At 42.5% G+C, this 12,053-nt stretch carries 10 protein-coding genes; 8 read left to right on the top strand and 2 right to left on the bottom strand.

The annotated features are described in order from the left end of the window. The first annotated feature begins 4 nt into the window (after positions 1-4). From HT685_RS07765 to HT685_RS07735, 7 genes are all read left to right on the top strand, one after another. Positions 5-745 carry a Stp1/IreP family PP2C-type Ser/Thr phosphatase gene (locus tag HT685_RS07765; RefSeq protein ID WP_173213045.1) on the top strand — a complete coding sequence of 247 codons (741 nt, stop codon included), beginning with the start codon at positions 5-7 and terminating at the stop codon, positions 743-745. Further along, positions 742-2,721 (top strand): Stk1 family PASTA domain-containing Ser/Thr kinase, encoded by a 1,980-nt coding sequence (pknB, locus tag HT685_RS07760; protein ID WP_173226845.1) that lies wholly within the window; start codon positions 742-744, stop codon positions 2,719-2,721. Before HT685_RS07765 ends, pknB begins: the two co-directional genes overlap by 4 nt. 114 nt (positions 2,722-2,835) lie before the next feature. After that, positions 2,836-3,594 (top strand): threonine/serine exporter family protein, encoded by a 759-nt coding sequence (locus HT685_RS07755; protein WP_173226843.1) that lies wholly within the window; start codon positions 2,836-2,838, stop codon positions 3,592-3,594. Position 3,595: 1 nt separating this feature from the next. Further along, positions 3,596-4,036 (top strand): threonine/serine exporter family protein, encoded by a 441-nt coding sequence (locus HT685_RS07750; protein ID WP_000176930.1) that lies wholly within the window; start codon positions 3,596-3,598, stop codon positions 4,034-4,036. Positions 4,037-4,205: 169 nt separating this feature from the next. Further along, the gene (locus tag HT685_RS07745) at positions 4,206-4,454 is read left to right on the top strand and encodes a hypothetical protein (RefSeq protein WP_173226876.1); all 249 of its coding nucleotides are present in this window, start codon (positions 4,206-4,208) and stop codon (positions 4,452-4,454) included. Positions 4,455-4,584: 130 nt separating this feature from the next. Beyond that, positions 4,585-5,757, top strand: a complete 1,173-nt coding sequence (locus HT685_RS07740) for a hydroxymethylglutaryl-CoA synthase (RefSeq protein ID WP_173226873.1) — start codon at positions 4,585-4,587, stop codon at positions 5,755-5,757. Further along, on the top strand, positions 5,757-7,031 hold the full coding sequence (locus HT685_RS07735; RefSeq protein WP_173226841.1) for a hydroxymethylglutaryl-CoA reductase, degradative: 1,275 nt from the start codon (positions 5,757-5,759) through the stop codon (positions 7,029-7,031). Before HT685_RS07740 ends, HT685_RS07735 begins: the two co-directional genes overlap by 1 nt. Positions 7,032-7,172: 141 nt before the next feature. Here HT685_RS07735 and HT685_RS07730 read toward each other — a convergent pair whose 3' ends face one another. Continuing rightward, positions 7,173-8,138 carry a LacI family DNA-binding transcriptional regulator gene (locus tag HT685_RS07730; protein WP_000226009.1) on the bottom strand — a complete coding sequence of 322 codons (966 nt, stop codon included), beginning with the start codon at positions 8,136-8,138 and terminating at the stop codon, positions 7,173-7,175. Further along, positions 8,119-9,573 carry a glycoside hydrolase family 32 protein gene (locus tag HT685_RS07725; protein ID WP_173226839.1) on the bottom strand — a complete coding sequence of 485 codons (1,455 nt, stop codon included), beginning with the start codon at positions 9,571-9,573 and terminating at the stop codon, positions 8,119-8,121. The genes HT685_RS07730 and HT685_RS07725 overlap by 20 nt, the downstream gene beginning before the upstream one ends. A gap of 375 nt (positions 9,574-9,948) precedes the next feature. Between HT685_RS07725 and HT685_RS07720 the strand changes: the two genes are divergently transcribed. Beyond that, positions 9,949-11,835: a sucrose-specific PTS transporter subunit IIBC gene (locus tag HT685_RS07720; protein WP_173226837.1), complete on the top strand. Its 1,887-nt coding sequence runs from the start codon at positions 9,949-9,951 to the stop codon at positions 11,833-11,835. Positions 11,836-12,053 lie beyond the last annotated feature (218 nt).

The following is a 12,053-nucleotide window of genomic DNA, read 5'->3' as shown; positions in this document are numbered from 1 at the left end:
ACACATGGAAATTTCATTATTAACAGATGTTGGTCAGAAACGAACAAATAACCAAGACTATGTCAACCACTATGTCAATAGAGCTGGACGTACTATGATTATTTTAGCTGATGGGATGGGAGGTCATCGCGCAGGGAATATCGCTAGTGAAATGGCGGTAACAGACCTAGGTATAGCTTGGGTTGATACCCAAATCGATACAGTCAATGAAGTGCGTGAATGGTTCGCCAATTACCTAGAAATTGAAAATCAAAAGATTCATCAACTTGGGCAAGATGATGCCTATAAAGGAATGGGAACAACTCTAGAAGCTGTTGCTATTATTGGCAATCAGGCTATCTATGCTCATATTGGTGATTCGCGTATCGGCTTGATTCGTGGAGAAGAATACCATCAGTTAACGAGCGACCATTCTTTGGTCAATGAATTGCTCAAGGCTGGTCAATTGACACCAGAAGAGGCAGAAGCTCATCCGCAAAAAAATATTATCACCCAGTCTATTGGTCAAAAAGATGAAATTCAGCCTGATTTTGGGACAGTGATCCTTGAGTCAGGTGACTATCTCTTGCTCAATAGTGACGGCTTGACCAACATGATTTCAGGCAGTGAGATTCGTGATATTGTAACCAGTGATATTCCTTTAGCAGATAAAACGGAGACACTTGTTCGTTTTGCTAACAATGCAGGAGGTTTAGACAACATTACGGTTGCCCTTGTTTCTATGAACGAGGAGGATGCAGAATGATCCAAATCGGCAAGATTTTTGCCGGACGCTATCGGATTGTCAAACAGATTGGTCGAGGAGGCATGGCGGATGTCTACCTAGCCAAAGACTTAATCTTAGATGGGGAAGAAGTGGCAGTGAAGGTTCTGAGGACCAACTACCAGACGGACCCGATAGCTGTGGCTCGTTTTCAGCGTGAAGCGAGAGCTATGGCAGATTTAGACCATCCTCATATCGTTCGGATAACAGATATTGGCGAGGAAGACGGTCAACAGTACCTAGCTATGGAATATGTGGCTGGACTTGACCTCAAACGCTATATCAAGGAACACTATCCTCTTTCTAATGAAGAGGCCGTCCGTATTATGGGACAAATCCTCCTAGCCATGCGTTTGGCCCATACCAGAGGAATTGTTCACCGGGACTTGAAACCTCAAAACATCCTCTTGACACCAGATGGGACTGTCAAGGTTACAGACTTTGGGATTGCAGTAGCCTTTGCTGAGACGAGTCTGACTCAGACTAACTCGATGCTGGGTTCAGTTCATTACTTGTCACCAGAGCAGGCGCGTGGTTCGAAGGCGACTGTACAAAGTGATATCTATGCCATGGGGATTATTTTCTATGAGATGCTGACAGGTCATATCCCTTATGATGGGGATAGTGCGGTGACCATCGCCCTCCAGCATTTCCAGAAACCACTGCCGTCAGTTATTGATGAAAATCCATCTGTACCTCAGGCTTTGGAGAATGTTGTTATCAAGGCAACTGCCAAGAAATTGACAGATCGTTATCAGTCAGTTGCAGAGATGTATGTGGACTTGTCTAGTAGCTTGTCTTACAATCGTCGCAATGAGCCTAAACTGGTATTTAATGATACTACTAAGGCGGACACCAAGACACTACCAAAAGTATCCCAGAGTACCTTGACTTCGATTCCTAAGGTGCAAACACAAAGTCCGAAGCCACAGACTGCGAAACCGAGTCAGCAGGTTTTGGAAGACAATTACGCAACCAAACCTGTTAAGAAACGGAAATTTAGAGTTCGCTATATGATTTTGTTGGCCAGCATTGTATTGGTGGCAGCTTCTCTTATTTGGATACTATCCAGAACTCCTGCAACCATTGCTATTCCAAATGTGGCAGGTCAGACAGTGGTGGAAGCCAAGGAAACCCTCAAGAAAGCCAATTTTGAGATTGGCGAGGAGAAATCAGAGGCTAGTGAAAAGGTGGAAGAAGGGCGGATTATTCGTACAGATCCTGACGCTGGAACTGGTCGAAAAGAAGGAACGAAAATCAATTTGGTTGTCTCATCAGGCAAGCAATCTTTCCAAATTAGTAATTATATCGGCCGTAAATCGACAGATGTTATCGCAGAACTCAAGCAGAAGAAGGTTCCTGAAAATCTCATTAAAATTGAGGAAGAGGAATCAAGTGAGAGCGAAGCAGGAACTGTTCTCAGACAGAGTCCAGCTGCCGGAACAACCTATGATTTGAGCAAGGCAACTCAAATTGTTTTGACAGTAGCTAAAAAAGCTACGACGATTCAATTAGGGAACTATATTGGACGGAACTCTACAGAAGTAATCTCAGAGCTCAAGCAGAAGAAGGTTCCTGAGAATTTGATTAAGATAGAGGAAGAAGAGTCCAGCGAAAGCGAACCAGGAACGATTATGAAACAAAGTCCAGGTGCAGGTATCTCTTATGATTTGAGTAAACCTACTCAAATCGTCTTGACAGTAGCTAAAAAAGTTACAAGTGTTGCCATGCCGAGTTACATTGGTTCCAGCTTGGAGTTTACTAAGAACAATTTGATTCAAATTGTTGGGATTAAGGAAGCCAATATAGAAGTTGTAGAAGTGACGAAAGCGCCTGCAGATAGTGCAGAAGGCATGGTTGTTGAACAAAGTCCTAGAGCAGGTGAAAAGGTAGACCTCAATAAGACAAGGGTCAAGATTTCAATCTACAAACCTAAAACAAGTTCAGCTACTCCTTAAAATCAGATGGATAATCAAAATAAGTAATCAATCTTTGTCATGATTTCGTGGCAAAGATTTTTTTTGAGTCCGGATTTGTGATAGAATAGAAGGAGTTGATAAAAGGAGGCAAGCATGGAAGAATCAAAAGAATTAAATGCCGTCATTGATGTGATTATGCTAGCGGGGACTATTCTCCTTAAAAGTGGCTCAGAAATCCATCGTGTAGAAGATACTATGATTCGGATTGCGCATTCGCAGGGGATTGTGGATTGCAATGTTCTTGCTATGCCTGCTGCCATCTTTTTCTCCATTGAAAATACCAATATTTCGCGCATGAAGCGCGTGACCTCCTCTTCTTATAACATCGAAAAAGTCTGCGATGTCAACCAGATTTCTCGTCAGCTGGTTGGGGGGCAGATTGATTTAGAAACAGCCTTTAAGCAATTGACGGCCTTGCAAGCCCAACCCCTTCCCTATACCAAGTTGCAGGTAACTTTAGCTGCGACCTTAAGTGCTCCTTTCTTTTCGGTTATGTTTAGTGGAAATATCTACGACGCACTTGGGGCAGGAGTGGCGACCTTATTTGGTTTTGCCTTTTCCCTCTATGTGGAAAAATTTATCCGAATTCCCTTTGTGACAGCCTTTGCTGGAGCCTTTGTCTTTGGGATAATTGCCCAGTTTTGGGCTCGCTATACAGGCTTTCCTTCAACGGCAGATTTGATTATAGCTGGTGCGGTCATGCCGTTTGTACCAGGTATTGCCTTGACCAATGCGGTTCGGGATATCATGACCAACCACATAAACTCTGGTATGAGTAAGATGTTTGAATCCCTGCTCATTACCCTTGCTTTAGGGGCAGGAACTTCTGTCGCCTTGGTATTGATGAACTAATATGACACTAACAACCTTTTTATTACAAGCAGTAGCAAGTCTTCTTGCCATTATCACTTTTCTAATCGTACTCAATGTGCAACGCTCTATGCTCTTACCAGGAGGAATTTTGGGCATGGCTGTCTGGCTGATTTATCTCTTGCTCAAGGAACCGACCAATGTTATTGTGGCTACTTTTATTGCAGCCATTATCGGTTCTTGTGTCAGCCAGATTTTAAGTATTCTTTATAAGACCCCTGCTGTAGTCTTTATCTTGGCCATCTTGGCACCTCTGGTTCCGGGTTATCTCTCCTATCGGACAACTGCCTTTTTTGTGACGGGGGATTACAGTCATGCCATTGCTAGTGCAACCTTGGTTGTTATGTTGGCTTTGGTGATTTCCATTGGAATGGCTAGTGGAACAGTGATTCTCAGACTGTATCATTATATAAAAACACATTGAGCATTGGGGAATTTACAGAAATAAAAGAATTTTCTGAAAAATGAAACAAATGCATTGACAACGCTTTCTCTATGTAGTATTCTATATATAGAAAGGAGGAAAAATCATGAAAAAATTACTATTTTCCTTATTGTTTGTAAGTCTACTGACTTTGTTGTTTATCCCAGTCATGGTTTCTAGTTCGAGCTCAGAGTTTCAAAGTGGATTGCAAGAGAATCAGTTCATTGCCGAAAAGGTTAGTAAAACACTTGACAAGACATTTGATAAGGATATCAGAGAAATTCCTACTAGTCAATTTTATCAAGAATTTGTAGATGAGATGGGAAGGACTTACTCAGGAAATTTAATCCTCCAGGAACTGATAACTGAGAATGGGGCTTATAAAGCTACTTATGTTGGTGAACTCTCTAGCAACTGATCATTCTTTAAAATTATGACCAATAAGAGGCTTGATTTGGTGAATCAAGTCTTTTTTCTCTCTTTTACTACCATTTGTGATAAAATAGTACTGAACGATTTTTTACATGAATGATAAAACAGAGGTAAATATGACAATCGGTATTGATAAGATTGGTTTTGCGACCAGTCAATATGTCTTGAAGTTACAAGACTTAGCAGAAGCGAGGGGAATTGACCCTGAAAAATTAAGCAAAGGACTCTTACTCGAGGAATTGAGTATTGCACCCTTAACTGAGGATATCGTGACCTTGGCGGCCAGTGCTAGTGACTCTATTTTAACTGAGCAAGAAAGACAAGAAATCAATATGGTCATTGTGGCGACTGAGTCAGGAATTGACCAGAGTAAGGCTGCAGCTGTCTTTGTGCATGGCTTGCTGGGTATTCAGCCCTTTGCTCGTAGTTTCGAAATTAAAGAAGCCTGCTATGGAGCGACAGCTGCCCTTCATTATGCCAAATTGCATGTGGAAAATTCTCCAGAGTCCAAGGTCTTGGTCATTGCCAGTGATATTGCCAAATACGGTATTGAAACTCCAGGAGAACCAACTCAAGGTGCCGGCAGTGTGGCTATGTTGATTACACAAAATCCACGCATGATGGCCTTTAATAATGACAATGTAGCTCAAACCCGTGACATCATGGATTTTTGGCGTCCAAATTACTCGACAACTCCTTATGTAAATGGTGTCTATTCTACCCAACAATACTTGGATAGTTTGAAAACGACTTGGCTTGAATACCAAAAACGCTACCAGCTTACTTTGGATGATTTCGCGGCGGTTTGCTTCCACTTGCCTTACCCTAAATTAGCACTCAAAGGCTTAAAAAAAATCATGGATAAGAGCCTGCCTCAAGAGAAAAAGGACCTCTTGCAAAAGCACTTTGACCAGTCTATTCTCTACAGTCAAAAGGTGGGGAATATCTATACAGGTTCTCTCTTCCTTGGGCTTCTATCTCTCTTGGAAAATACAGATAGCTTGAAGGCTGGGGATAAAATTGCCCTTTATAGTTACGGAAGTGGAGCCGTAGCTGAGTTCTTTAGTGGTGAATTGGTTGAAGGATACGAAGCTTATCTGGATAAAGACCGTTTGAATAAGCTCAACCAACGAACTGCCCTGTCTGTTGCTGACTATGAAAAAGTCTTCTTTGAGGAAGTAGACTTAGATGAGACAAATTCTGCCCAGTTTGCTGGCTATGAAAATCAAGATTTTGCCTTGGTTGAAATTGTTGACCACCAACGCCGTTATAGCAAGGTTGAAAAATAATGAAGATAAGTTGGAATGGATTTTCTAAAAAATCATACCATGAGCGCCTTGAGCTGTTAAAAGCTCAGGCGCTCCTTAGTCCTGAGAGACAAGCGAGTTTGGAGCAGGATGAACAGATGAGTGTGACTGTCGCAAACCAGCTGAGTGAGAATGTAGTGGGAACTTTTTCTCTGCCTTATTCGTTGGTTCCAGAGGTTCTCGTTAACGGTCAGGAATACACAGTTCCCTATGTGACAGAAGAACCCTCAGTGGTTGCTGCGGCCAGCTATGCCAGTAAAATCATTAAGCGTGCAGGCGGTTTTACTGCGCAAGTCCATGAGCGTCAGATGATTGGGCAGGTAGCTCTTTATCAAGTTGCTGATCCTAAACAAGCGCAAGAGAAGATTGCCAGCAAGAAAGCAGAACTCTTAGAGCTTGCCAATCAAGCCTATTCTTCTATCGTTAAACGTGGAGGTGGGGCGCGTGATTTGCATGTAGAGCAGATAAAAGGCGAAACAGACTTTCTCGTTGTGTATCTCCATGTCGATACCCAGGAAGCCATGGGTGCTAATATGCTCAACACCATGCTGGAGGCCTTGAAACCAGTCTTAGAAGAACTGAGTCAGGGACAAAGTCTTATGGGAATCCTGTCTAATTACGCGACTGATTCTCTGGTGACGGCAAGCTGTCGCATCGCCTTTCGCTACTTGAGCCGCCAAAAGGATCAAGGACGAGAAATTGCGGAGAAAATGGCTTTGGCTAGTCAGTTTGCACAGGCTGATCCTTACCGAGCAGCTACTCACAATAAAGGGATTTTTAATGGTATTGATGCCATTTTAATTGCTACTGGTAATGACTGGCGTGCCATCGAGGCTGGAGCCCATGCCTTTGCTAGTCGAGATGGACACTATCAAGGTCTTAGTCAATGGACGCTGGACCTGGAAACAGAAGAATTGGTTGGTGAGATGACCCTACCCATGCCTGTAGCGACCAAGGGTGGCTCTATCGGTCTCAACCCTCGTGTAGCCCTCAGTCATGAGCTACTGGGAAATCCTTCTGCCAAAGAATTAGCCCAGCTTATCGTGTCTATCGGGCTTGCCCAAAACTTTGCAGCCCTCAAAGCCTTGGTGAGTACAGGCATCCAGCAAGGCCACATGAAATTGCAGGCCAAATCCTTAGCACTCCTCGCAGGTGCTAGTGAGTCTGAAGTTGCTCCCCTAGTCGAGCAGCTTATCGCAGATAAAACCTTTAACCTAGAGACTGCCCAGCGCTATCTAGAAAATTTAAGATCATAAAAAAACTCAGACAGATTGTTCTGAGTTTTCTTGTGCTTATACTCTTCGAAAATCTCTTCAAACCACGTCAGCTTCGCCTTGCCGTACTCAAGTACAGCCTGTGGCTAGCTTCCTAGTTTGCTCTTTGATTTTCATTGAGTATTAAATACTTTTTCCTGGTAATAATGTAACTGGTAAGAAGTAACCGGTTGTTGCGACTTCTTTGCCTTCAATCTTTTGCAAGAGGAGGTCAACAGTGAGGCAGGCAATCTCTTCCAAAGGTTGCTTAATAGTAGCCAGTTGAGGATAGTAATTCTCGATAAAGTAGGTCCCATCATAGCCGATGACCTTGAGCTCTTCAGGGACAGAAATGCCCAGCTCCTGAGCGATTTTAATGACCAGAATAGCTGTTAAGTCATCCGAAGCGAAAATGGCATCTGGTTTTTGTCGAGTCAAGATATTCTTGATTTCCATTTCTTTTCTTACAGGAGAAAAGTCACTGGAAACATTGATAATAGGAGCTTTTGGGAGAACAGATGCAAAGCCAGCGTGGCGCAGTCCGGTAGGCGAATTGGAATTGTCATTCCCTGTAATCATGATGATAGATTGGGCGCCTGTCTTAACCAAGGTCTGGGCAGCAAGGACCCCACCAGCATAGTTGTCAGAGGAAACGACAGGAATGTCTGGTGACAGATTTCGGTCAAAGGAAATAATTGGTGCCGTCACACGATTGTAGTCTTCGATTCCCAAGTTGTGACTACCCGAAATGATGCCGTCCACCTGATTGGCTTCGAGCATTTCGATGTACTCGCGTTCCTTTTCAGAGTCATGCTCACTGTTGCAGATGATGGTCTTGTACCCATTTTTGAAGAGTTGGTGTTCCAGCTTATCAATCAATTCTGCATAGAAAACGTTGGAAATGTTGGGGAAAATCAAGCCGATTAACTTAGCCGATTTTCCTTGCAGACTACGAGCTAGGTTGTTGGGTTTATAGCCCAATTCCCGCATGGCTTCATTGACTTTTTGAATAGTTTTCTCAGAGAGATACCCTTTTTTATTGATAACCCGAGAAACGGTAGTAGGACTGACGCCTGCAAGTTTGGCGACATCAGTTAATTTTGCGACCATAATCTAATTCATAGTAAGTTCCAGTTGGGTTTCCAGATTTGATGAGGATACCATTTTGGTCCGCATGTGGGAAGACACGACCAGAAAATACTTTTTCTCCTTTATTGATGAAAATTTCAAAGACAGAGTTATCGATGAAGATTGTAGCAGTAGTAGCTTGATTGTCGATAGGGCAAGAACGTGTAGTTCCAAATTCTTGGGCATACTGTTCTCCAGCTTGGCTACGATCTACTGTCACTTGACCATTTACAAGGTCAAAGTTGATGGAAAGTCCCTTGCCTTCTTTATCAGCAAGTAAGACAATCTCACTCTGGCTATTGGCTTCTAATTTTAGTTCGAGTTCGTAAGTGTTCTTGGTTTGGGCGCGGTTAGAGAAAGGTTCTTCAGAAGCACGAAGGTCCTTGATAGCTGCGACTGGGTATTGGTAGAGTTTGCCGTCTTTGATAGTGAGTTCCTTGACCAAAGAGAAGGTTCCTTGGTGGTCAAAACGGTCAGAAGGGTAAGAAACATCTGGCAAGCCAAGCCAGCTAACAGCTAGAGCGCGTCCATCAGGAGCGTTGAAGGCTTGAGTTGCATAGGCTTCGAAACCATAGTCCATATTTTGAAGTTGAGACACATCTACCATTTTGGCATTTTCAGGGTCAAAGGAAGCCCCAATCTTAAACATATTTGGATAGATATTGTCGTAGTCTAGAACTTTCTTATCCAATCCTTGTGGGCAGTAGAGAAGGACAGGTTGCTCCCCGACAAAGACCAGATTTGGACATTCCATCATGTAGGCAGTACGGTCGTTAGCAAAGTCAAGGTCACCAACCTCCTGCCAGTTTGTGTAATCGTTGTCTACAGCCTTATAAAGACGAACGAAGCCTTTTTTCTCTAAGTCCTGACCACCGACGATAGCATAGTATTGACCTTTAAAGTTAAAAATTTGTGGGTCACGGAAGTGGTCAGTAGAGTCTGCTGGCTGGTCAATCAAGATCTTGTCAATCTTGGTAATCTTGCCATCCTTATCCATCAAAGCCCCAATCTGGTAAGGGTGACGGATCCAGTTTTCATCACGGACATTTCCTGTATAAAATAAGAACAAGTTATCCCCAAACTGCATGGCAGAACCAGAGTAGGCACCGTGGCTATCTAATGGAGTGTCAGGCAAAACTTTGACTCCAGTTTCTCTAAAGTGAACCAAATCCTCGCTTTCCAATTGAACCCAAGATTTCAAACCGTGGGCTGCACCAAAAGGAAAGTTCTGATAAAAAACAACCCACTTCCCATCAAAGTAAGAAAAGCCATTTGGATCGTTGAGAAGTCCTGTTTTTGGCTCAACATGGTAATGAGTATGCCATGGAGATTGTGCCATATTTTTCTTAATATTTTGAATTTCTTCTTGCGTCCAATCTTGATAAAGTCTGTAACGACGTTCAGTTGTCCATTCCATTCATTCATTCCTCCAATAATCTTATCACTTTTAATAGTAACCGTTTTCGGTAAAAAATGCAAGCCATTTATGTTAAAAAAGAGAAAAACCTATCAAACGTTTATCATAAAAAGAAACCAGAAAATCAATCATCTATCTACATAAAATTGAAAGAAAGTGAAACAAAACCCTTTTTAACTCACATTTTAAACTATTTTTTTAAAGAATCTCTTAAGAAACCCTCAAAATCTATCAAAAAAAGACCTTACTCTAAGAAACAAATATTTTTTCTGCAAAACGCTTGACATATTTTTGAAAGATGATAAAATAATACTCGTAGGGCGAGTAAAATCGCTTTCATACAAGAATAAATTTTTTATAAGGAGATTTTTGCAAATGAACAATCAGGAAATTGCAAAAAAAGTCATCGATGCCTTGGGCGGACGTGAGAATGTTAACAGTGTAGCTCACTGTGCAACTCGCCTCCGTGTTATGGTAAAAGATGAAGGAAAAATCAATAAAGAAGTGATTGAGAACTTGGAAAAAGTTCAAGGTGCTTTCTTTAACTCAGGTCAATACCAAATCATCTTTGGTACTGGTACAGTTAACAAAATGTACGATGAAGTTGTTGCGCTTGGTTTGCCAACATCATCTAAAGATGACATGAAAGCAGAAGCTGCCAAACAAGGGAACTGGTTCCAACGTGCTATCCGTACTTTCGGTGACGTTTTCGTTCCAATCATCCCAGTTATCGTAGCGACAGGTCTTTTCATGGGTGTGCGTGGTCTTTTCAACGCTCTTGAAATGCCACTTCCAGGTGACTTTGCAACTTACACACAAATCTTGACAGATACAGCCTTCATCATCTTGCCAGGTTTGGTTGTGTGGTCAACCTTCCGTGTATTTGGTGGAAATCCAGCTGTTGGTATCGTTCTTGGTATGATGCTTGTTTCTGGCTCACTTCCAAACGCTTGGGCAGTTGCTTCAGGTGGTGAAGTGACTGCTATGAACTTCTTCGGATTTATCCCAGTTGTTGGTTTGCAAGGATCTGTTCTTCCAGCCTTCATCATCGGGGTTGTCGGAGCTAAATTTGAAAAAGCTGTCCGCAAGGTTGTTCCAGATGTGATTGACCTCTTGGTAACACCATTCGTGACACTTTTGGTCATGTCTATCCTTGGACTCTTTGTCATCGGACCAGTCTTCCACGTTGTTGAAAACTATATTCTTGTCGGTACAAAAGCAATTCTTGGCTTGCCATTTGGTCTCGGTGGTTTCTTGATTGGTGGGGTTCACCAATTGATCGTCGTGTCAGGTGTGCACCACATCTTCAATTTGCTTGAAGTTCAATTGCTTGCTGCTGACCATGCTAACCCATTCAACGCTATCATCACTGCGGCTATGACAGCTCAAGGTGCTGCGACTGTTGCGGTTGGTGTCAAAACTAAAAATCCAAAACTAAAAACACTTGCTTTCCCAGCTGCTCTTTCTGCCTTCCTCGGTATTACAGAGCCTGCTATCTTCGGGGTGAACTTGCGCTTCCGTAAACCATTCTTCCTTTCATTGATTGCTGGTGCAATCGGTGGTGGATTGGCTTCAATCCTTGGGCTTGCTGGTACTGGTAGTGGTATCACTATCATCCCTGGTACAATGCTTTATGCAGGTAATGGACAACTTCCACTATACCTTCTTATGGTAGCTGTATCATTTGCCCTTGGTTTTGCTCTTACTTACATGTTTGGTTATGAGGATGAAAAAGAAGTTGCTACTGAAGTAGAGACAGAACGTTTGGTCCAAGAAGAAACAACTGGTAACATTCCAGCAGCTCTTCAAAATGAAACACTTGTAACTCCTATCGTCGGTGACGTTGTAGCTCTTGCTGATGTCAATGACCCAGTCTTCTCAAGTGGAGCTATGGGACAAGGTATCGCTGTGAAACCTAGCCAAGGTGTGGTCTATGCACCTGCTGATGCTGAAGTTTCAATTGCATTTCCAACAGGACACGCTTTTGGTTTGAAAACAACTGATGGTGCTGAAGTTTTGATCCACGTTGGTATTGACACTGTATCTATGAATGGTGAAGGTTTTGAAGCAAAAGTTGCTCAAGGTGACAAGGTTAAAGCGGGCGATGTTCTTGGAACATTTGACTCAAACAAAATCGCTGCAGCTGGACTTGATGATACAACAATGGTTATCGTTACAAATACAGCTGACTACGCTTCAGTAGCTCCAGTCGCAACAGGTTCAGTTGCTAAGGGGGATGCTGTGATCGAAGTGAAAATCTAATACTCTTCGAAAATCAAATTCAAACCATGTCAGCTTCGCCTTGCCGTACTCAAGTACAGCCTTCGGCTAGCTTCCTAGTTTGCTCTTTGATTTTCATTGAGTACAATATTCCCTCTCACAATGAAAACGAACAAATGACATGTTTGTTCGTTTTTGCTTGAATGGTAAGATTTACAGAGGAAAATCTAAAAAATAGAGAAATTTAGACTTTCGAAATA

This window comes from Streptococcus sp. 5004 (assembly GCF_013276755.1).
Classification (GTDB): domain Bacteria; phylum Bacillota; class Bacilli; order Lactobacillales; family Streptococcaceae; genus Streptococcus.
This window is presented reverse-complemented; position numbering and strand designations above follow the sequence as displayed.

What these genes read in the sequence shown, in the direction of transcription:
- HT685_RS07765 (WP_173213045.1), top strand. Translation starts at nt 5, where the DNA reads ATGGAAATTTCATTATTAACAGATGTTGGTCAGAAACGAACAAATAAC.
- pknB (WP_173226845.1), top strand. Translation starts at nt 742, where the DNA reads ATGATCCAAATCGGCAAGATTTTTGCCGGACGCTATCGGATTGTCAAA.
- HT685_RS07755 (WP_173226843.1), top strand. Translation starts at nt 2,836, where the DNA reads ATGGAAGAATCAAAAGAATTAAATGCCGTCATTGATGTGATTATGCTA.
- HT685_RS07750 (WP_000176930.1), top strand. Translation starts at nt 3,596, where the DNA reads ATGACACTAACAACCTTTTTATTACAAGCAGTAGCAAGTCTTCTTGCC.
- HT685_RS07745 (WP_173226876.1), top strand. Translation starts at nt 4,206, where the DNA reads ATGGTTTCTAGTTCGAGCTCAGAGTTTCAAAGTGGATTGCAAGAGAAT.
- HT685_RS07740 (WP_173226873.1), top strand. Translation starts at nt 4,585, where the DNA reads ATGACAATCGGTATTGATAAGATTGGTTTTGCGACCAGTCAATATGTC.
- HT685_RS07735 (WP_173226841.1), top strand. Translation starts at nt 5,757, where the DNA reads ATGAAGATAAGTTGGAATGGATTTTCTAAAAAATCATACCATGAGCGC.
- HT685_RS07730 (WP_000226009.1), bottom strand. Translation starts at nt 8,138, where the DNA reads ATGGTCGCAAAATTAACTGATGTCGCCAAACTTGCAGGCGTCAGTCCT.
- HT685_RS07725 (WP_173226839.1), bottom strand. Translation starts at nt 9,573, where the DNA reads ATGGAATGGACAACTGAACGTCGTTACAGACTTTATCAAGATTGGACG.
- HT685_RS07720 (WP_173226837.1), top strand. Translation starts at nt 9,949, where the DNA reads ATGAACAATCAGGAAATTGCAAAAAAAGTCATCGATGCCTTGGGCGGA.